This is a genomic window from Pseudomonas sp. GW821-FHT01A09, from assembly GCF_058986725.1.
In genome coordinates this window covers 1-20026 of record NZ_JBYSWB010000023.1, presented here as the reverse complement: position 1 = coordinate 20026, position 20026 = coordinate 1, and the positions used below count along the sequence as shown (strand labels likewise).

17 protein-coding genes are annotated in these 20026 nt (G+C 61.4%); 11 read left to right on the top strand and 6 right to left on the bottom strand.

What is annotated here, in order from left to right:
* Positions 1 to 12: 12 nt before the first annotated feature.
* The 5 genes from mnmE to rpmH all read right to left on the bottom strand — a co-directional run bounded on the left by mnmE (position 13) and on the right by rpmH (position 3949).
* Positions 13 to 1383 carry a tRNA uridine-5-carboxymethylaminomethyl(34) synthesis GTPase MnmE gene (gene mnmE, locus AC3WJP_RS21990; protein WP_493723137.1) on the bottom strand — a complete coding sequence of 457 codons (1371 nt, stop codon included), beginning with the start codon at positions 1381 to 1383 and terminating at the stop codon, positions 13 to 15.
* Positions 1384 to 1467: 84 nt separating this feature from the next.
* Positions 1468 to 3156: a membrane protein insertase YidC gene (yidC, locus tag AC3WJP_RS21985; protein ID WP_493723138.1), complete on the bottom strand. Its 1689-nt coding sequence runs from the start codon at positions 3154 to 3156 to the stop codon at positions 1468 to 1470.
* A gap of 2 nt (positions 3157 to 3158) precedes the next feature.
* Entirely contained in the window at positions 3159 to 3404 is a 246-nt protein-coding gene (gene yidD / locus AC3WJP_RS21980) for a membrane protein insertion efficiency factor YidD (RefSeq protein WP_493723139.1), read from the bottom strand.
* The gene (gene rnpA, locus AC3WJP_RS21975) at positions 3397 to 3798 is read right to left on the bottom strand and encodes a ribonuclease P protein component (protein ID WP_493723140.1); all 402 of its coding nucleotides are present in this window, start codon (positions 3796 to 3798) and stop codon (positions 3397 to 3399) included. The genes yidD and rnpA overlap by 8 nt, the downstream gene beginning before the upstream one ends.
* Before the next feature lie 16 nt (positions 3799 to 3814).
* Positions 3815 to 3949: a 50S ribosomal protein L34 gene (gene rpmH / locus AC3WJP_RS21970; protein ID WP_003213577.1), complete on the bottom strand. Its 135-nt coding sequence runs from the start codon at positions 3947 to 3949 to the stop codon at positions 3815 to 3817.
* Positions 3950 to 4552: 603 nt separating this feature from the next.
* Here rpmH and dnaA point away from each other — a divergent pair.
* Genes dnaA through gyrB form a run of 4 tightly spaced genes read left to right on the top strand, consistent with a single transcriptional unit; the run spans position 4553 to position 10752 of the window.
* Positions 4553 to 6067, top strand: coding sequence for a chromosomal replication initiator protein DnaA (dnaA, locus tag AC3WJP_RS21965; RefSeq protein ID WP_493723141.1), 1515 nt, complete (start codon positions 4553 to 4555; stop codon positions 6065 to 6067).
* A gap of 38 nt (positions 6068 to 6105) precedes the next feature.
* A complete protein-coding gene (gene dnaN, locus AC3WJP_RS21960) occupies positions 6106 to 7209 on the top strand; it encodes a DNA polymerase III subunit beta (RefSeq protein ID WP_493723142.1) in 1104 nt (367 codons plus the stop codon).
* A gap of 17 nt (positions 7210 to 7226) precedes the next feature.
* Entirely contained in the window at positions 7227 to 8330 is a 1104-nt protein-coding gene (recF, locus tag AC3WJP_RS21955) for a DNA replication/repair protein RecF (RefSeq protein ID WP_493723143.1), read from the top strand.
* A gap of 4 nt (positions 8331 to 8334) precedes the next feature.
* Positions 8335 to 10752, top strand: a complete 2418-nt coding sequence (gene gyrB, locus AC3WJP_RS21950) for a DNA topoisomerase (ATP-hydrolyzing) subunit B (protein WP_493723144.1) — start codon at positions 8335 to 8337, stop codon at positions 10750 to 10752.
* Between the two features lie 43 nt (positions 10753 to 10795).
* Here the strand turns inward: gyrB and AC3WJP_RS21945 are convergent, their stop codons facing one another.
* Complete coding sequence (locus AC3WJP_RS21945; RefSeq protein WP_493723145.1) at positions 10796 to 11734, bottom strand: LysR family transcriptional regulator; 939 nt, start codon at positions 11732 to 11734, stop codon at positions 10796 to 10798.
* Positions 11735 to 11939: 205 nt separating this feature from the next.
* On the opposite strand from AC3WJP_RS21945, the gene AC3WJP_RS21940 reads away from it, so the two are divergent.
* From AC3WJP_RS21940 to AC3WJP_RS21910, 7 genes are read left to right on the top strand one after another with little or no spacing between them, the layout of a single operon-like run.
* On the top strand, positions 11940 to 13460 hold the full coding sequence (locus AC3WJP_RS21940) for an ABC transporter substrate-binding protein (protein WP_493723146.1): 1521 nt from the start codon (positions 11940 to 11942) through the stop codon (positions 13458 to 13460).
* A 57-nt stretch (positions 13461 to 13517) separates the two neighbouring features.
* A complete protein-coding gene (locus tag AC3WJP_RS21935) occupies positions 13518 to 14435 on the top strand; it encodes an ABC transporter permease (protein ID WP_226503813.1) in 918 nt (305 codons plus the stop codon).
* Between the two features lie 8 nt (positions 14436 to 14443).
* On the top strand, positions 14444 to 15346 hold the full coding sequence (locus AC3WJP_RS21930) for an ABC transporter permease (protein ID WP_493723147.1): 903 nt from the start codon (positions 14444 to 14446) through the stop codon (positions 15344 to 15346).
* Between the two features lie 12 nt (positions 15347 to 15358).
* Entirely contained in the window at positions 15359 to 16372 is a 1014-nt protein-coding gene (locus AC3WJP_RS21925) for an ABC transporter ATP-binding protein (protein ID WP_493723148.1), read from the top strand.
* Entirely contained in the window at positions 16369 to 17358 is a 990-nt protein-coding gene (locus AC3WJP_RS21920; RefSeq protein ID WP_493723149.1) for an ABC transporter ATP-binding protein, read from the top strand. Before AC3WJP_RS21925 ends, AC3WJP_RS21920 begins: the two co-directional genes overlap by 4 nt.
* Entirely contained in the window at positions 17355 to 18761 is a 1407-nt protein-coding gene (locus tag AC3WJP_RS21915) for a M20 family metallopeptidase (protein WP_493723150.1), read from the top strand. Before AC3WJP_RS21920 ends, AC3WJP_RS21915 begins: the two co-directional genes overlap by 4 nt.
* Complete coding sequence (locus AC3WJP_RS21910; RefSeq protein WP_493723151.1) at positions 18761 to 19909, top strand: M20 family metallopeptidase; 1149 nt, start codon at positions 18761 to 18763, stop codon at positions 19907 to 19909. Before AC3WJP_RS21915 ends, AC3WJP_RS21910 begins: the two co-directional genes overlap by 1 nt.
* Positions 19910 to 20026 lie beyond the last annotated feature (117 nt).

The following is a 20026-nucleotide window of genomic DNA, read 5'->3' as shown; positions in this document are numbered from 1 at the left end:
CCTGTTGATAACTTACTTGCCGATACAGAAGCTCGAGAAAATCCGCCCCAACAGATCATCGGAGCTGAAGGCTCCGGTGATTTCCCCCAGCGCCTGCTGTGCCTGGCGCAAATCCTCAGCCAACAGCTCACCGGCGCCGGCCAGTGTCAGCTGCTCACGGCCGTGATCGAGATATCCACAGGCCTGACGCAGCGCCTCCAGATGGCGGCGCCGCGCACTGAAGCTGCTTTCGGCCGTCTGTTCATAACCCATGCAGGCCTTGAGGTGCTCACGCAGCAGCTCCAGGCCCGCGCCCTCGGTCTTGGCGCTGAGGCTGATGGTCACGTGGCCATCGGCGCTGGTGCTCATGCTGATGGGCTCGGCGCTGAGGTCGGCCTTGTTGCGGATCAGCGTGACCTTGGCCGGGTCCGGGCGCTGTTCAAGGAATTCCGGCCACAGCGCGAAGGGGTCATCGGCTTCCGGCGCGGTGGCATCGACCACCAGTAGCACGCGGTCAGCCTCACTGATCGCCTTGAGTGCACGTTCGACGCCAATCTTTTCCACATGGTCTTCGGTGTCGCGCAAACCAGCGGTGTCGACCACGTGCAGCGGCATGCCGTCGATGTGGATATGTTCGCGCAGCACATCCCGAGTAGTGCCGGCGATATCGGTGACGATCGCCGCTTCGCGCCCGGCCAGCAGGTTGAGCAGGCTGGACTTGCCGGCATTGGGGCGGCCGGCGATGACCACGCTCATGCCATCGCGCAGCAGGGCACCCTGCCCGGCCTCTTTGAGCACTGTGGATAACTCCGCGCGGACTTTGTCCACCAGGGCCAGGACGTGGCCATCGGCGAGGAAGTCGATTTCTTCCTCGGGAAAATCGATCGCTGCTTCTACGTAGATGCGCAGGCTGATGAGTTTTTCCGTGAGGTCGTTGACCCGCAGTGAAAATGCGCCCTGCAGCGAACGCAGGGCATTGCGCGCCGCCTGTGCCGAACTCGCTTCGATCAGGTCGGCGATGGCCTCGGCCTGAGCCAGGTCGAGCTTGTCGTTGAGGAAGGCGCGCTCGCTGAACTCCCCTGGCCGTGCCAGCCGGCAGCCGAGTTGTACACAGCGTTGCAGCAACATATCGAGCACCACCGGGCCGCCATGGCCCTGCAGTTCAAGCACGTCTTCACCGGTGAACGAGTTGGGCCCGGGGAAATACAGCGCCAGACCCTCGTCGATCACCTCGCCTTCGCCATCCCGAAACGCACCGTAGTGGGCGTATCGGGGGGTCAGGGTGCGAGCAGTGATGGCTTGCGCCGCGCTGCTGGCCAGAGGCCCGGAAATACGCACTATGCCGACCCCACCGCGGCCCTGGGCAGTGGCAATGGCAGCGATGGTTTCGCGGGGGATGTTCATGGCTCTGGCCTCTCGACAGATATACACAGATAGCAAAACGCCCCACGACGGGGGCGTTTTATCCACAGATCACAGCTTGATCTGTCAGGCGGCGGCCTTAGCGGCGTTGGCCCGTTCAATGCTGCGGGTAATGTACCACTGCTGCAGGATCGACAGCGTGTTGTTGGTCACCCAGTACATGACCAGACCGGCAGGGAACCACAGGAAGAAGAAGGTGAACACGATCGGCATCAACTTCATTACCTTGGCCTGCATCGGATCCGGCGGCGTCGGGTTCAAGCGCTGCTGGATGAACATGGTCGCGCCCATGATGATCGGCAGGATGAAGAACGGATCCTTGATCGACAGGTCGGTTATCCACAGCAGCCAAGGGGCCTGACGCATCTCGACGCTTTCGAGTAGTACCCAGTACAGTGACAGGAAGACCGGCATCTGCACCACGATCGGCAAGCAGCCGCCCAGTGGGTTGATCTTCTCTTTCTTGTACAGCTCCATCATTGCCTGCGACATCTTCTGGCGATCGTCACCGTGCTGCTCTTTCAGTGCAGCCAGTTTCGGTGCCACGGCACGCATGCGCGCCATCGATTTGTAGCTCGCCGCGGACAGCGGGAAAAACAGCAGCTTGATCAGGACGGTCAAGCAGATGATCGAGAAGCCCCAGTTACCGAGGATCGCGTGGATGTGCTTGAGCAGCCAGAAGATCGGTTGCGCGATGAACCACAGAATGCCGTAGTCGACGGTCAGTTCCAGACCTGGCGACAGCGCTTTCAGGCGGTCCTGGGTTTTCGGGCCAGCGTACAGGGTCGCGGTGGTCTCAGCCTTGGCACCTGGCGCGACGGTGATGGTCGGGCCGGTGAAGCCGATGATGTAGTTACCCTGGCTGTCCTTGCGAGTGGTGACGTTGTTGCTGTCGTCCTTCGCCGGGATCCACGCCGTCACGAAATAGTGCTGCAGCCAGGCGACCCAGCCCCCTTGCACGGTTTCTTTCAGGTTGCCCTTGTCGATGTCTTTCATCGACACTTTTTTGTACGGCTCGTTGCTGGTCCACATGGCCGCACCCAGATAGGTGGCGGTGCTGGTGGCAGTGCTGGCCGAAGGGTCATCGCTGTGGTCGCGCTTGAGCTGGGCGAACAGGTTGCCGTTCCAGGCTTGCGCACTCTGGTTGTCGATCAGGTACGTGACCTTGAGGTCGTACTCGCCGCGGTCCAGGGTGAAGCGCTTGATGTAGTTGACGCCGTTGTCGCTGAACTTCAGGTCGACGACCAGTTGGTTCTGGCCGTCAGCCAGCTGGTAGCTCGGCTGCGCAGTGGCATACAACGGGCGACCGGCCGCGCGGACGTCCGGGCCATTGGCGCCGGTCAGGCCGCTTTGCGCCAGATAGGTACGTTCGCCACCGTCATCGAACAGCTGGAACGGGATTTCCGGATGGTCCTGGCGACGCGGGAATTTGGGCAGCGTCAACTGGACGACATCGCCGCCTTTTGGATCGATAGCCAGGTCGAGAACGTCGGTCTTGACGCGGATCAGGTTGCTGCTGGTAGCGACCGGCGCGATGGCAGGTGCTGCGGTAGAACCGTCGGTTCCGGCGTTAGGGACATCGGCGCTGGCGGCTGCGGCAGGGCCGGCAGGTACGTCAGGCAGTTCCGAAGCACGGGTGGCGGCAGCATTCTGATTCGGCGGCGGCGTCTGGCCGTAGTCCTGGTTCCACTTGAAAACCATGACGTAGGCGACGATTGCCAGGGCGACGATCAGGATCGTGCGTTTAATATCCATGATTACTCGGCTATCGAAGAATTACGGGGAGAGTGGGCAGACGGAACAGGGTCGAAACCACCGGTGTTCCAAGGATGACAGCGACCCAGACGACGAGCTGCCAACCAGCCACCACGCAATACGCCATGTTGTTCAATGGCTTCGATCGCGTAGCAGGAGCAACTGGGGTAGAAGCGGCAGTGGTCTGCCATCAATGGGCTGATGGCATAGCGATAAAACTGGATCGGTACGAGTGCCAGTTTACGCATCTTGACTGTCCACCCCTTCAGGTACGGTGCTGGCCACTGGAGCAGGCCGGCTCCGAGCAAGGCGTTTCCAGAGCTTGCCCAAATGTTGATGCAGTTCCGGATTTTCCACGTCGCCCAAACCCTTGCGAGCCACGATCACTATGTCCCATCCGGCCAGGAGTTCCTGGTGCAGACGGAATGAATCGCGCATCACACGTTTGAGGCGGTTGCGCTGAACGGAGAGCTTGACGCTCTTTTTCCCGATCACCAGCCCGAGACGGGGGTGTTCGAAATCGTTTTCGCGCGCAAGGAGCAGGAGGTTTTTCCCTGGAACCTTGCCGGTTGGGGAGTCGAAGACTGTCTTGAAGTGACGGGGTGTAAGCAGACGCTTATCCCGATTGAAGTCCTGACTCACCCCCTGTGCCGGAGAATCAAACGGCCAGACGCGCACGGCCTTTGGCACGGCGACGCGACAGTACGGCGCGGCCGTTCTTGGTGGCCATGCGAGCACGGAAACCGTGGGTGCGGGCGCGTTTGATGGTGCTGGGTTGGAAAGTACGTTTCATGGCGTGCTACCTGGTTGTTCGACTACGGGCCGGAATGGCCCCCGTTTTAAGAGACCGGCGATTCTAGTGGGTGCAACGCCGCAGGTCAATTTCCAACCAGCTTTTCCTTCAATAAGGCATGACCGCCCGTCTGCCTGGCCTCCCATTCATCTTTTCCCTGACCGCCCGCTTTTGCTTCGAGGCCGTGTGCTTGAAATAGAAATAAAGAAGGGACTTATTTTAAAGCTCTTTTGTAAAGCTTACTGATGTTAGGCACGTACCCTTCTGTGGATAACCCATTTCAGCCCCATGAAACCGGTGCCGCCGCCGTTTCACAAGTCTGTCCGCAAGCGGTGCCGTTCCTGTGCTGCGCCCGCGTACAACCTGTGCATGAAATAGCGACTTTTCCACAGGGTGGTTATCCACAGATTTCAACCCTGACTTGTGCAAAGGGCTTGTGCATGGTTATCCACAGATCTCAGCCGGCGGATTCTGAGGGCGGGAAAACCTCTAAGAGGCTGATTTATTGTGGGCCTTGGCGCTTGTGCATGTGGATAAGTGTCACGGTGGCCGGTACAATGGCCGCTGTTTTTGCCTCAGCTGTGCTCAAATCAGGGGATATCCGTGTCAGTGGAACTTTGGCAGCAGTGCGTAGAGCTTCTGCGCGATGAACTGCCTGCCCAGCAATTCAACACCTGGATCCGTCCGCTACAGGTCGAAGCCGAAGGCGACGAGTTGCGCGTCTATGCGCCTAACCGGTTCGTGCTCGATTGGGTCAACGAGAAATACCTGAGCCGTCTGCTCGAGTTGCTCGGCGAGCACGGCAACGGCATGGCGCCCGCACTCTCCTTATTGATAGGCAGCCGTCGCAGCTCGGCTGCGCGTGCCGCACCCAATGCGCCACTGGCTGCTGCGGTGGCTGCATCGCAAGCCGTCAGTGCGCCTGCCCCCGAGCCTGTCACCGCCGCTGCCCCTGCGGTCGTGGCAGCCGCCGTGGTCGCGGTCGCCCATGACGAGCCTTCCCGAGACAGCTTCGATTCCATGGCCGGTGCCAGTTCGCAGCCTGCGCCGGTGCGCGCCGAGCAGCGTACCGTTCAGGTAGAAGGCGGCCTCAAGCACACCAGTTATCTGAACCGCACCTTTACCTTTGAAAACTTCGTCGAAGGTAAGTCCAACCAGCTGGCCCGCGCGGCCGCCTGGCAGGTGGCGGATAACCCCAAGCACGGTTACAACCCGCTCTTCCTTTATGGTGGCGTCGGCTTGGGTAAGACTCACTTGATGCATGCTGTGGGTAACCACCTGCTCAAGAAGAATCCCAACGCCAAGGTGGTGTACCTGCACTCCGAGCGCTTCGTGGCCGACATGGTCAAGGCGCTGCAGCTCAATGCCATCAATGAGTTCAAGCGCTTCTACCGTTCGGTGGACGCCCTGCTCATCGATGACATTCAGTTCTTCGCCCGCAAGGAGCGTTCCCAGGAAGAGTTCTTCCATACCTTCAATGCCTTGCTCGAAGGTGGCCAGCAGGTGATCCTCACCAGTGACCGCTATCCGAAGGAAATCGAAGGCCTCGAAGAGCGTCTCAAGTCGCGCTTCGGTTGGGGCCTGACGGTTGCCGTCGAGCCACCGGAGCTGGAAACCCGCGTTGCGATCCTGATGAAAAAGGCCGATCAGGCCAAAGTCGAGCTGCCACACGACGCAGCGTTCTTCATCGCCCAGCGCATCCGCTCCAACGTGCGTGAGCTCGAGGGCGCGTTGAAGCGCGTGATCGCCCACTCGCACTTCATGGGCCGAGACATCACCATCGAGCTGATTCGCGAATCGCTCAAGGACTTGCTCGCGCTGCAGGACAAGCTGGTCAGTGTGGATAACATCCAGCGCACCGTGGCCGAGTACTACAAGATCAAGATTTCCGATCTGCTGTCCAAGCGTCGCTCGCGCTCGGTGGCGCGTCCTCGCCAGGTGGCCATGGCCTTGTCCAAGGAACTGACCAACCACAGTCTTCCTGAAATCGGCGACGTATTCGGCGGCCGCGACCACACTACCGTGCTGCACGCCTGTCGCAAGATCAACGAACTCAAAGAATCCGACGCGGACATCCGCGAGGATTACAAGAACCTGCTGCGGACGCTGACGACGTGATCCGCGCAGCGCAGCTCATCAAGGCAAGGGACTAGACCATGCATTTCACCATTCAACGCGAAGCCCTGTTGAAACCCCTGCAACTGGTCGCAGGGGTCGTCGAGCGCCGCCAGACCTTGCCGGTCCTGTCGAACGTATTGCTCGTCGTCGAGGGTCAACAACTGTCGCTCACCGGTACCGATCTCGAGGTCGAACTTGTGGGTCGCGTGCAGTTGGAAGAACCTGCCGAGGCGGGCGAAATCACCGTTCCGGCGCGCAAGCTGATGGATATCTGCAAGAGCCTACCCAACGACGTGCTGATCGACATCAAGCTCGATGAGCAAAAGCTCGTGGTCAAGGCCGGTCGCAGCCGGTTCACCTTGTCGACCTTGCCAGCCAACGATTTCCCGACGGTCGAGGAAGGCCCTGGCTCCCTGACCTGCAGCCTGGCGCAGAGCCGCCTGCGTCGTCTGATCGAACGCACCAGCTTCGCCATGGCCCAACAGGATGTGCGCTACTACCTTAACGGCATGCTGCTGGAAGTCTCCGCCGGCGTGATGCGCGCAGTCGCCACCGACGGGCACCGTCTGGCCATGTGCTCGATGCAGGCCGATATCGGTCAGCCGGATCGTCATCAAGTCATCGTGCCGCGCAAAGGTATCCTCGAACTGGCGCGTCTGCTCACCGAGCCGGATGGCATGGTCAGCATCGTGCTGGGTCAGCATCACATCCGCGCGACCACAGGTGAATTCACCTTCACTTCGAAACTGGTAGACGGCAAGTTCCCTGACTACGAGCGCGTGCTGCCCAAGGGTGGCGACAAGTTGGTACTGGGTGATCGCCAGGCGCTGCGCGAGGCTTTCAGCCGTACCGCCATCCTGTCGAACGAGAAGTACCGTGGTATCCGTCTGCAACTGGCTAGCGGCCAGTTGAAGATTCAGGCCAACAACCCCGAGCAGGAAGAGGCGGAAGAAGAAGTGGGCGTCGATTACAACGGCGGCTCGCTGGAGATCGGCTTCAACGTCAGCTATCTGCTGGACGTGCTGGGCGTCATGACGACTGAGCAAGTGCGCTTGATCCTGTCCGATTCCAACAGCAGCGCGCTGCTGCAGGAATCCGACAACGATGACTCCGCATACGTCGTCATGCCCATGCGCCTGTAATGCTCAGCACAGACTAGATGTCCCTCAGTCGTGTGTCCGTCACCGCGGTGCGCAATCTGCACCCGGTGACTATTTCCCCCTCCCCGCGTATCAATATCCTTTACGGTGCCAACGGCAGCGGCAAGACCAGCATGCTCGAAGCCGTGCACCTGCTGGGCCTGGCTCGGTCGTTCCGCAGCACTCGGCTGTTGCCGGTCATCCAGCATGACCAGGCCGCTTGCACGGTCTTCGGCGTGGTGGATGAGGCAGAAGGCGGCCCCCGTAATTTAGGCGTATCGCGTGAGCGCAACGGTGAATTCACCATCCGTATCGATGGCCAAAACGCGCGCAGCGCTGCGCAGCTGGCTGAAATCATGCCGTTGCAGCTCATCAATCCGGACAGCTTCCGCTTGCTCGAAGGCGCGCCGAAAATTCGTCGTCAGTTCCTCGATTGGGGAGTGTTCCACGTGGAACCTCGCTTCATGGGCACCTGGCAGCGCCTACAGAAGGCATTGAAGCAACGGAACTCATGGCTGCGACATGGTACACTTGACCCCGCTTCACAAGCGGCATGGGACAGGGAACTGTGCCAGGCCAGTGCAGAGATCGATGAGTATCGCCGAGCCTATATCAAGGCGTTGAAGCCGGTTTTCGAGCGGACCTTGAGTGAACTGGTCGCGCTTGAAGGGCTCACATTAAGCTATTACCGCGGCTGGGATAAAGATCGCGAACTGGTTGAGGTGCTGTCTACCTCCCTGCTTCGTGACCAGCAAATGGGACACACCCAGGCGGGACCGCAACGCGCCGATCTGCGCTTGAGATTGGGTGGCCATAACGCTGCCGAGATTCTCTCCAGGGGTCAGCAGAAGCTGGTGGTGTGCGCCTTGCGCATAGCTCAGGGGCATCTGGTGAGCCAGGCCCGTCGCGGACAATGCATCTATCTGGTGGACGACTTACCGTCGGAGCTCGATGAGCAGCACCGTCGCTCGTTATGCCGCTTGTTGGAAGACTTACGCTGCCAGGTGTTCATCACCTGTGTAGACCACGAATTATTGAGGGAAGGCTGGCAGACGGAAACGCCAGTTGCCTTGTTCCACGTGGAACAAGGCTGTATCACCCAGACCCACGATCATCGGGAGTGAAGGCATGAGCGAAAACCAAACGTACGACTCCTCCAGCATTAAAGTGCTGAAAGGGCTTGATGCCGTACGCAAACGTCCCGGTATGTACATTGGCGACACCGATGATGGTAGCGGTCTGCACCACATGGTGTTCGAGGTCGTCGACAACTCGATCGACGAAGCCTTGGCCGGCCATTGCGACGACATCACCATCACCATCCACCCAGATGAATCCATCTCGGTGCGCGACAACGGTCGCGGCATTCCAGTCGACGTACATAAAGAGGAAGGCGTTTCCGCCGCCGAGGTCATCATGACCGTCCTCCACGCCGGTGGTAAGTTCGACGACAACTCCTACAAGGTATCCGGCGGTCTGCACGGTGTAGGGGTATCCGTAGTAAACGCCCTGTCCGAATCACTGCTGCTGACCGTACGCCGCAGTGGTCATATCTGGGAACAGACATACGTCCACGGCGTACCGCAAGAGCCGATGAAAATCGTTGGCGACAGCGATACCACCGGCACCCAGATCCACTTCAAGCCATCGGCTGAAACCTTCAAGAATATTCACTTCAGCTGGGACATCCTGGCCAAGCGGATTCGCGAACTGTCGTTCCTCAACTCCGGCGTCGGCATCCTGTTGAAGGATGAGCGCTCGGGCAAGGAAGAGCTGTTCAAATACGAAGGTGGTCTGCGTGCGTTCGTTGAATACCTGAACACCAACAAGACCCCGGTCAACCAGGTGTTCCACTTCAATATCCAGCGCGAAGACGGCATCGGTGTCGAAATCGCCCTGCAGTGGAACGACAGTTTCAACGAGAATCTGCTGTGCTTCACCAACAACATTCCGCAGCGCGATGGTGGTACGCACCTGGTGGGCTTCCGCTCCGCCCTGACGCGTAACCTCAATACCTACATCGAGCAGGAAGGTCTGGCCAAGAAGAACAAGGTCGCGACCACCGGTGATGATGCCCGTGAAGGCTTGACCGCGATCATCTCGGTCAAGGTGCCGGATCCCAAGTTCAGCTCGCAGACCAAGGACAAGCTGGTTTCGTCCGAAGTCAAAACTGCGGTCGAGCAGGAGATGGGCAAGTACTTTTCCGACTTCCTGCTGGAAAACCCGAACGAAGCCAAGGCTGTGGTCGGCAAGATGATCGACGCTGCCCGCGCCCGTGAAGCTGCGCGCAAGGCCCGTGAGATGACCCGCCGCAAAGGTGCATTGGACATCGCCGGCCTGCCCGGCAAATTGGCTGACTGCCAGGAGAAAGACCCTGCTCTCTCCGAACTCTACCTGGTGGAGGGTGACTCCGCAGGTGGCTCGGCCAAGCAGGGCCGTAACCGCAAGACTCAGGCGATCCTGCCGTTGAAGGGCAAGATCCTTAACGTCGAGAAAGCCCGCTTCGACAAGATGATTTCTTCCCAGGAAGTCGGCACCTTGATCACGGCGCTGGGCTGCGGTATCGGCCGCGAAGAGTACAACATCGACAAGCTGCGCTATCACAACATCATCATCATGACCGATGCTGACGTCGACGGTTCGCACATCCGTACCCTGTTGCTGACGTTCTTCTTCCGTCAACTGCCGGAGCTGGTCGAGCGTGGCTACATCTATATCGCTCAACCGCCGCTGTACAAGGTCAAGAAGGGCAAGCAGGAGCAGTACATCAAGGACGACGACGCCATGGAAGAATACATGACGCAGTCGGCCCTCGAAGACGCCAGCCTGCACCTCAATGAGTCGGCACCCGGCATCTCCGGTGAGGCGCTGGAGCGTCTGGTCAATGATTTCCGCATGGTGATGAAGACCCTCAAGCGCCTGTCGCGCCTGTACCCGCAGGAGCTCACCGAGCACTTCGTATACCTGCCGGCGGTCTCCCTCGACGACCTGTCCAATCATGAAGGCATGCAAGCCTGGCTGGCCAAGTTCGACGAGCGCCTGCGCAACACCGAGAAGTCCGGCCTGGTCTACAAGGCCAGCCTGCGCGAAGACCGTGAACGTAACGTCTGGCTGCCGGAAGTGGAAATCACCTCCCACGGCCTGGCCAACTATGTCACCTTCAACCGCGACTTCTTCGGCAGCAACGACTACAAGACGGTCACTGCTCTTGGCGCGCAGTTGAGCACCCTGCTGGATGAAGGCGCGTACGTGCAACGTGGCGAGCGCAAGAAGGCGGTAGTGGAGTTCAAAGAAGCACTGGAATGGCTGATGACCGAAAGCACCAAGCGTCACACCATCCAGCGCTACAAAGGACTGGGCGAAATGAACCCGGACCAGCTGTGGGAAACCACCATGGACCCGACCGTACGCCGCATGCTGCGTGTAACCATCGAAGACGCGATCGCTGCCGATCAGATCTTCAACACCTTGATGGGTGATGCGGTAGAGCCGCGCCGCGACTTTATCGAGAGCAATGCGTTGGCGGTGTCGAACCTGGATTTCTAAGGTTCGCCCCCTCAAACCCCGGCCTCATCCGCCGGGGTTTTTATTACCCGCCGTTGCTCCCCAGCAGCGAAGGCTCCGCCGCCGCCAACTTGCCCACCAGAAAATCCCGAAACACCGCCACCGCCGACGGCAATGTCCGCCCGGCCATGCTCTGCAATTCCACCCGCCGTTTCTGCATCTCGCCATCGGCAATCACGATCGCTTGTACGTCCTTGTGCACCACGCGGTTATGCAGTGTCAGCTCCCCTGCCAGGCTTATCCCGCCGCCATCCATCACGAACTGGTACATCGCCCCAAAGTAGTTGCTCGTGAGCGCCGGTTCGAAGTACAGCCCCTGCACGCCGCAGCAGATATCGAACAACTGACGCAGCGTGGTATTCGGCATGGGCAGGGCGATGGGGTATGGCTGCAACTCGGCCAGGGTGACCTGCGCCCTCCCCGCCAGCGGATGATTGTTGGCGACTATGGCTTTGACGATGCCCAGGAATGCATGCTCGACCTTGATCTCGCGCTCCGGCGACAGGCTGAAGGTCAATGCCAGGTCGACGTCGCCGGTGCGTACCTTCTCGGTGGCCACGGTGGGCGGGAACACTTCGAGGGTGAAATGAATGCCCTCGTACTCGCGCCTGAATTCGGCGATGGCCCCGGGCAGGAACTCCATGGCGAACCCCTCGGAACAACCGATCTTCACCACGCCACGTTGCAGCCCCTGCAGGTCGCGGATCTCAGCGATGACTTCGCGAGCTTCCAGCTCAGCCTTGCGCGCATAGGCAGCCAGGCGCACACCGGCATCACTCAGCAGCATGCCCCGTGCACGACGTTCGAACAGCACACAGTTCAGATCCCGCTCCAGTTTGGCGATCTGCCGGCTGACGGCGGAAGCGGCGACATTGAGATGTTCAGAGGCTTCGCTGATGGATCCACAGCGCGCTACCTCGAGGAAATGCCGCAAAGCGATGGATTGCACACCGTACAGCTGCATGACACCTCCAACGTGGTGGGTTGCCTTTTAGGCAATGAAGAATTCGAAAGAAGATGCTTGTGGCATTGATACGCTATGCATAGGATCAAGTCGAGTCCTCCCGCGGCTCGCCCATAAAAGCATCTCCATAAGAAAAACAGCTTCGCCCTCTACCCTCTTGCAGTCCCTGCCCTTTGACACACTCACTCGCCAAGGAGACGACGGCATGGGCATCAAAGGTTTCGCCTGCAGTGCAGCACTGCTGGCCTTGTTCTGCACCACCCCGGTATTCGCCAACAAAGCCAATGACACACTGGTTTACGCCTCCGACAGCGAGCCAGAAAACATCAGCCCGTATCACAACGACTTGCGCGAAGGCGTGGTGCTGGCGCGCCTGGCCTGGGACAACCTGATCTATCGCGACCCCGACACCGGCGAGTACAAACCCATGCTCGCGCAGAGCTGGAAACAGGTTGACGACACCACCATCGATTTCACCCTGCGCCAGGACGTGAAGTTCCACGACGGCACGCCGATGACCGCCGACGACGTGGTGTTCACCCTCAACTGGGTGGTGTCGCCAGACTCCAAAGTGGTCACCGTGCAGAACGTCGACTGGATCGCCAGTGCGGAAAAACTCGGTGACTACCAAGTGCGCTTGCACATGAAGAAGCCCTTCCCGCCCGCGTTGGAATACCTCTCCAATGCCGTGCCGATTTTCCCCAAGGTCTACTTCGAAAAAGTCGGGCTGGCGGGCTTCGCCAAGCAGCCGATCGGGACCGGGCCGTACAAAGTGGTCTCGGTCACCCCCGGCGTCGGGGTCACGCTGGAACGCTTCGATGACTACTTCAAGGAAAGCCCCCAGGGCCCCGCGCACATCAAGCATCTGCAGTTCCGCGTGATCCCCGATGCCGAAACCCGCACCGCCGAGCTGATGACCGGTGGCGTGGACTGGATCTGGCGAGTGGCGCCGGATCAGGCCGAGCAGCTCAAGGCCATGCCCAACCTGTCGGTCGTCAGTGGTGCCACCATGCGCATCGGCTTCTTGATCCTCGATGCCCGCGGCACGTCCAGCGACAACTCGCCGATGAAGAACCTCAAGGTGCGTCAGGCCATCAACTACGCGATCAACCGTGACGCCCTGGCTTCGCAACTGGTCGGTGGCGAAAGCAAGCCGCTGCAAGTGGCGTGCTACCCGGCACAGTTCGGCTGCGACACCAGCGTTGCCACGCAATACAACTACGACCCGGCCAAGGCCAAGGAACTGCTCAAGGAAGCGGGTTATCCACAGGGCTTCGAAACCGAAATCTACGCCTACCGGGATCGCGACTACGCCGAAGCCATCATCGGCAACCTGCGCGCCGTCGGCATCAACGCCAAACTGCGTTACCTCAAGTACGCGGCGCTGCGCGATCAGCAACGCGGCGGCCACGTGCCCATGTCCTTTCAGGCCTGGGGTTCGTTCTCGATCCTCGACACTTCGGCGTCGGCCGGCACCTGGTTCAAGGGTAACCCGGACGACAACATCAAGGACCCGGACGTACAGAAGTGGTTGCAGACCGCCGACAACGCCCTCGATCCCCAGGTGCGCAAGGAGAACTACAGCAAGGCGCTCAAGCGGATCAGCGAGCAGGCCTACTGGGCGCCGCTGTTCAACTACTCGCTGAACTACGCCTTCAATCAGGATCTGCAGTTCAAGCCGTATCCGGACGAGCTGCCACGCTTCGTTCTTTCTCGCTGGAAATGACCCTCGTGGCCAGTCGGGCGCATCCCCGCTGGCCTTCACGTGAGCAGGATATCGGCCATGTTGGGATTTCTCTTGCGGCGCCTGGGTATTGCCCTGTGCGTTGCCATCACCGTCTCGATCATCAGCTTTTCGTTGCTGCATCTGTCCGGCGATCTGGCCACGGCCATCGGCGGGCCCGAGGCCAGCAGCGAGCAGATCGAGCAGATTCGTGTGCAATACGGCTTGAACAAACCGTTGGCTGCCCAGTACTTCAGCTGGCTCGGCGACCTGGCGCATCTGGATCTGGGCAATTCGTTTTTCTTTCAGGAGTCGGTGTACAACCTTATCGCCGCGCGCCTGCCCATTACCCTCGGACTGGGCGCCATGGCGCTGGCCGTCGCCTTGCTGGTGGCCATCCCGCTGGGCGTGCTGGCGGCGGTCAAGCGTGACACCTGGATCGATCGGCTCGCCCTTAGCATCGCGGTGCTGGGGCAAGCCATGCCGAGTTTCTGGTTCGCGCTGATGCTGATCGTGCTGTTCGCTGTCACCCTGCACTGGCTGCCAGTGTCCGGCAATTCCACCTGGCAGCACTTCGTGATGCCCGCCATCGCCCTCGGCTATTACGCCACGCCGGCGATCATGCGCCTGACCCGTGCCGGCATGCTTGACGTGCTGGCCGCGGATTACATCCGCACCGCGCGGGCCAAGGGCCTGAGGCCCGGGCGGGTGCTGTTCAAACACGCGCTGCGCAATGCACTGATCCCGGTGGTGGCGCTGGCTGCGGTGGAGTTCGGCTTCATGCTGGGCGGCTCGGTAGTGATCGAGACCGTGTTCTCGCTGCAGGGCGTCGGTCAGTTGGCCTGGGATGCCATTGCCCGGGATGACTTCCCGGTGGTGCAAGCCGTGGTGCTGCTGATCGCCCTGATCTACATCGTTCTGACGCTGCTGGCCGATCTGCTCAATGCAGTTCTCGACCCGCGCATTCGCGTGCGCTAGGAGGTCCTATGACCACTGTGACTACTCTGGCTCTCAACGAGCCCACCCTGCCCGTCACCGGCCTGCGCCGCACGTTGCGCAAATGCCTGCGCCACAAGGGCTTCACCCTGGGCGCGGTGTTGTTGCTGCTGATTGTGTTGGCGGCGTTGTTCGCACCTTTGCTCGCCCCTCACGACCCCTATGCCCAGGACGTGGTGCAGCGGATGAAACCGCCGGTGTGGATGGCCAAGGGCAGCTGGGACAACATCCTGGGCACCGACAAGTTGGGCCGCGATTACCTGTCCCGGCTGTTGTTCGGCGCGCGGATCTCGCTGTTCATCGGCTTCGCTGCCGCGATCATTTCCGGGGCCATCGGCACGGTGATGGGCCTGGTCGCCGGTTATTTCGGTGGCAAGACCGACGCCGTCATCAGTTACCTGATCACCACACGTTTGGCGATGCCGGTGGTCATGGTCGCGCTGGCCTCGGCGTCGCTGCTCGGCGGTTCGCTCAAGGTGGTGATCATCCTGCTTGGCTGCCTGCTGTGGGACCGGTTCGCGGTGGTGGTGCGAGCGGCGGTGCAGCAGATTCGCGATGCCGAATATGTAGCTTCGGCGCAGGCGCTGGGTTGCTCGACCCTACGCATTCTGGCCAGTGAAATCCTGCCCAACGTCCTCGGCGCGCTGATCGTGGTGGCCACCCTGGAGATGGCCCACGCGATCCTGCTGGAGTCGGCCTTGTCCTTTCTCGGCGTCGGCGTGCAACCGCCCATCCCGTCCTGGGGGTTGATGATCGCCGAAGGCAAACCGTACATGTTCTTTTCCCCTTGGGTGATCGCCATTCCCGGTGTCGCGTTGATGGTGCTGGTGCTGGCGATCAATCTGCTGGGTGACGGCATCCGTGACCTTATCCTGCCTGACGGCCGCAACTAGGAGGCTCGCGCCATGGCACTTCTGCACGTAGAAAACCTGCGCGTCGACATCCCGCTGGAACACGGCATGCTGCATGCCGTGAGGGGGCTGGACCTGCATTTGGAGCGCGGCGAGATGCTGTGCATCGTTGGTGAATCGGGCTGCGGCAAATCCCTGACCTCATTGGCCCTGATGGACTTGCTGCCGGGCAAGGCGCAGCGCACCGCCACGTGCTTGACCCTCGATGGCGTAGATCTGCTGGCGCAGAGCGAACGGGCCATGTGCGATGTGCGCGGCAACCGCATGGCAATGATCTTTCAGGAGCCCATGACCTCCCTCAACCCGGCCTACAGCATCGGCGATCAACTGGCCGAAGTGCTGCGCCAGCATCGCAAGGTCTCCTACAAGGAAGCCCTGGTGCGTGCCGGGCAGATGCTGGAAAAGGTCGGCATCAGCAATCCTGTGGAGCGCTTGCGCCAGTTCCCTCATCAGCTGTCTGGCGGTTTGCGCCAGCGGGTGGTGATCGCCATGGCGCTGATGTGCGAGCCGGACCTGATCATCGCCGACGAGCCGACCACGGCCCTGGACGTGACCGTGCAGGCGCAGATTCTGCGGTTGCTGCGCGATATCCAGAAAGAGACCGGCACGGCGGTGATCTTCATCACCCACGACCTGGGCCTGGTGGCGCGCATCGCCGACCGCGTCGCGGTGATGTACGCCGGCGAGGTGGTGGAGGCCGCCAGCGCCGCGCAGCTGTTCGGCAACCCGCAGCACCCCTATACCCGCGGGCTGCTGGAAAGCATTCCGATCCCCGGCCGAACTCGACCAGGTCAGCCGTTAGGGTCGATTCCGGGGCTGGTGCCCAGCCTGGTCGGCGAGCAGCAAGGCTGCGCCTTTCGTAACCGCTGCAGCCAGGCCGATCAGACCTGCCTGCAGACCGAGCCGCAACATGAAAGCAGCGGGCATAGCGTGCGCTGTCATTTCGCCCAGCCGCCTGAGGCTCACCCTCATGAACAGCTGCTGCAACGCAACGGAGGTGTGCAATGAGTCGCGACATAGCCCTGGAACTGTGTGACATCCGTCGCGAATTCACTATCGGCCGCGGCCTGTTCAAGGCGCCCGCGACCTTGAAAGCGGTGGACGGCGTGTCCCTGCGCCTGATGCGCGGTGAAACCCTCGGCCTGGTCGGCGAGTCCGGCTGCGGCAAGAGCACCCTGGCGAAAATGCTCCTGGGCCTACTGCCACCGACCAGCGGTGATGTGCTGGTCGGTGGCAAGCACCTGACCGCCGCCGATCGCCGGCAGATGGCGCGCCACATTCAGCCGATCTTCCAGGACCCCTACTCGTCCCTCAACCCGCGCAAGACGCTGCGCCAGATCGTCACCCTGCCCTTGATCGTGCACGACATCGACCGCCCTGAAGAGCGGCGCAAAAAGGTCGAAGCCATGTTCGACGTGGTCGGGCTGCCCAAGCGGGTGATCGACAGCTACCCGGCGCAACTGTCCGGTGGCCAGCGCCAACGCGTGGCCATTGCCCGGGCCTTGATCATGCGCCCGGACGTGCTGATCTGCGACGAACCGACCTCGGCGCTGGACGTCTCGGTGCAGGCGCAGATCCTCAACCTGCTGCTCGAGCTGAAAAAGGAATTCGGCCTGACCTACCTGCTGATCAGCCACAACCTGGCGGTGATCGAACACCTGGCCGACCGGGTAGCGGTCATGTACCTGGGGCGCATCGTCGAGGAGCGCGAGCGCGCGGCGGTGTTCAGCCGCCCCGCCCATCCCTATACCCGCGCATTGCTGGACTCGGTGCTGACCCCGGACCCCTCCCTGGGCATCCCCGATATCGGCCTGCGCGGCAGCTTCCCCAATCCGATCCATCCACCCACCGGCTGCGCTTTCCATCCGCGCTGCCCGAAAGCCTTGCCGATGTGCAGCACCGTACCTGTGGATAAAAGCGCGGTCGACGGTGGTTCAGTCGCCTGCCATCTGAACGCCCAGCCCTCCCATCCTCTGGAGTTGATAGCCTCATGAGTCGCGCCCTGGCCATTGATTACGCAAGTGAACACTTCGACAACGGCGAGTTTCTCGCCCTGCTGCAGCGCAGCGTCGCCCACCCCACCGAGAGTCAGGAGCCCGAGCAACTGCCTGAGCTGTACCGCTACCTCGAGAGCTTTATCACCCCGCACCTGCGGGCCTTGGGTTTCGACACGGCGATCTACGACAATCCGGTCGAAGGCCGCGGGCCGTTTCTGATTGCCACACGCATCGAAGACCCGGCACTGCCGACCCTGCTCAGCTATGGCCACGGTGACGTGGTGCGTGGCTACGCGGCGCAATGGCGCGAAGGCCTGTCGCCGTGGCAGGTCGTGGTCGACGGCGAGCGCTGGTACGGCCGCGGTACCGCCGACAACAAGGGCCAGCACCTGATCAACATCACCGCTCTCGAGCAGGTGCTCAAGGCGCGGGCCGGCAAGCTCGGTTTCAACACCAAGCTGCTGCTGGAAATGGGCGAGGAAGACGGCTCGCCTGGCCTGGGGAAATTCTGCGCGGCGCACCAGACGGAGCTGGCGGCGGACATCTTTATCGCCTCCGACGGCCCGCGCCTGGCAGCGGCGCGCCCGACGCTGTTCCTTGGCTCGCGCGGCGTGTTCAATTTCGAGTTGACCGTGGACCTGCGCGAAGGCGCACACCACTCTGGCAACTGGGGCGGCCTGCTCGCCAATCCGGGCATCGTGCTGGCCAATGCCATCGCTTCGCTGGTGGACAAGCAAGGGCGTGTGCAGGTGCCGGGGCTCAAACCGCAGCAGCTGCCAGACAATGTGCGCACGGCACTGGCGGATATCGACGTGGGGTCCGGCCCCGGCGACCCCGAGATCGATCACCAGTGGGGCGAACCCGGGCTCAGCGCCAGTGAAAAGGTCTTCGGCTGGAACACCCTCGATGTGCTGGCGTTCAAGACCGGCAACCCGCAGGCGCCGGTGCACGCGATCCCCGGCAGCGCCTGGGCGCTGTGCCATATCCGCTTCACTGTCGACAGCGACTACCGCACCTTTATCGATGCCATTCGCGCCCATTTGGATGCCCATGGCTTCGATACGGTGAAGGTCGCGCAGACGCGCATGGACGTGATGCACGCCACCCGCCTCGACCCCGCCAGCCCTTGGGTTGGCTGGGCGCTGGATTCGCTCAAGCGCACCACCGACAAATCCCCGGCCTTGCTGCCCAACCTCGGTGGCTCGCTGCCCAACGACGTGTTTTCCGAGATTCTCGGTCTGCCGACCCTGTGGCTTCCGCATTCCTACCCGGCCTGCTCGCAGCACGCGCCCAACGAACACCTGCTGGCGCCGGTGGTGCGCGAAAGCCTGCAGATCATGGCCGGTATTTTCTGGGACCTGGGCGATGAAGGACAGCGCCTGGTCAAGGAGGCCAGTTGATGAACGAGGCCATCAATTGGCTGGCCGAGCAGCAGGAGCCTATGCAGGAGTTGTTGCGCAGCCTGGTCGATACCGATTCCAACAGCTATGACAAGGACGGTGTCGACGCTGTGGGTGCGCACCTGATCGCGGTCTTGGCGCAAGGCGGGATCAGCGTGCAGCGTACTGCGGTCGAAGGTTTCGGTGACTTGTTGCTGGCCGAGCTACCGGGGGGTGCTCAGCCGCCGGTGCTGCTGCTTGGGCACCGGGATACGGTGTTCCCCAAAGGCACTGCAGCGACGCGCGGCTACTCCAACAACGGCACCCTGGCGTTCGGGCCTGGGGTCGCGGACATGAAAGGCGGCCTGGTGCTCAACTGTTTTGCGTTGCTGGCCTTGCAGCGCGCAGGGCCGTTGCCCTTCCCGGTGAAGGTGCTGTTCACCGGTGACGAGGAGATCGGTTCGGGTACCGCGCGTGGCTATATCGAACAGGTTGCCCGGGGCGTGCAGGCGGTCCTCAACACCGAGCCGGGGCGTGTCAGCGGCAATGTGGTGAGTGCCCGCAAAGGCGGCGTGCGGCTGTTGATCGAGGTTACTGGTCGTGCTGCGCATTCGGGCGTCAATCACGCCGACGGTGCGAGCGCTATCGAGGCGCTGGCGCGCAAGGTGGTCAAGCTGCACGGGCTCACCGATTACGGGCGTGGGGTTACCACCAATGTCGGTTTGATGAGCGGCGGAACATCCAGCAATACCGTGGCGCCTTCGGCTACGGCGGAGCTGGATATCCGATTCGTCGAAGTGGCGCAGTGGGCGGCGATCAAGGCGGCCATCGTCGCCATTGTCGAAGAGCAGGAGGTGCCGGGCACGCAGGCGGTGTTGACCGAGTGCGCGGTATTCATGCCGATGGAGGGGCGGCACAGTCTGGATTTGCTCGATATCTATCGCGGTCAGGCGCTGGAGTTGGGGTTCAGCGTCGAGGGCGAGTTCACCGGTGGCTGTGCCGATTCGGGGTTCACCGCCAGCCTGGGGATCCCGACCTTGTGTGGCCTGGGACCGGTAGGCGGCAAGGTGCACACGGATCGGGAGTATCTGCAGTTGGATACCCTGGTGCCAAGGGCGCAGGCGTTGGTGGGGACTATTCTGCAGTTGGCCAAGCGCAGCCCGCTCTGATCATCGCGCTGCCTTGACCGGCCCCTTCGCGGGCAAGCCCTGCTTGTATGGTAGAACTTGAAGGGGTGGTGGGACGAACGCTAAGCATCTGACTGCGCCAACAGTACAGACCGTGGG

Coding starts and splice junctions, on each gene's coding strand:
- mnmE (WP_493723137.1), bottom strand. CDS start 1,383: ATGAACATCCCCCGCGAAACCATCGCTGCCATTGCCACTGCCCAGGGC.
- yidC (WP_493723138.1), bottom strand. CDS start 3,156: ATGGATATTAAACGCACGATCCTGATCGTCGCCCTGGCAATCGTCGCC.
- yidD (WP_493723139.1), bottom strand. CDS start 3,404: ATGCGTAAACTGGCACTCGTACCGATCCAGTTTTATCGCTATGCCATC.
- rpmH (WP_003213577.1), bottom strand. CDS start 3,949: ATGAAACGTACTTTCCAACCCAGCACCATCAAACGCGCCCGCACCCAC.
- dnaN (WP_493723142.1), top strand. CDS start 6,106: ATGCATTTCACCATTCAACGCGAAGCCCTGTTGAAACCCCTGCAACTG.
- recF (WP_493723143.1), top strand. CDS start 7,227: ATGTCCCTCAGTCGTGTGTCCGTCACCGCGGTGCGCAATCTGCACCCG.
- gyrB (WP_493723144.1), top strand. CDS start 8,335: ATGAGCGAAAACCAAACGTACGACTCCTCCAGCATTAAAGTGCTGAAA.
- AC3WJP_RS21945 (WP_493723145.1), bottom strand. CDS start 11,734: ATGCAGCTGTACGGTGTGCAATCCATCGCTTTGCGGCATTTCCTCGAG.
- AC3WJP_RS21940 (WP_493723146.1), top strand. CDS start 11,940: ATGGGCATCAAAGGTTTCGCCTGCAGTGCAGCACTGCTGGCCTTGTTC.
- AC3WJP_RS21935 (WP_226503813.1), top strand. CDS start 13,518: ATGTTGGGATTTCTCTTGCGGCGCCTGGGTATTGCCCTGTGCGTTGCC.
- AC3WJP_RS21930 (WP_493723147.1), top strand. CDS start 14,444: ATGACCACTGTGACTACTCTGGCTCTCAACGAGCCCACCCTGCCCGTC.
- AC3WJP_RS21925 (WP_493723148.1), top strand. CDS start 15,359: ATGGCACTTCTGCACGTAGAAAACCTGCGCGTCGACATCCCGCTGGAA.
- AC3WJP_RS21920 (WP_493723149.1), top strand. CDS start 16,369: ATGAGTCGCGACATAGCCCTGGAACTGTGTGACATCCGTCGCGAATTC.
- AC3WJP_RS21915 (WP_493723150.1), top strand. CDS start 17,355: ATGAGTCGCGCCCTGGCCATTGATTACGCAAGTGAACACTTCGACAAC.
- AC3WJP_RS21910 (WP_493723151.1), top strand. CDS start 18,761: ATGAACGAGGCCATCAATTGGCTGGCCGAGCAGCAGGAGCCTATGCAG.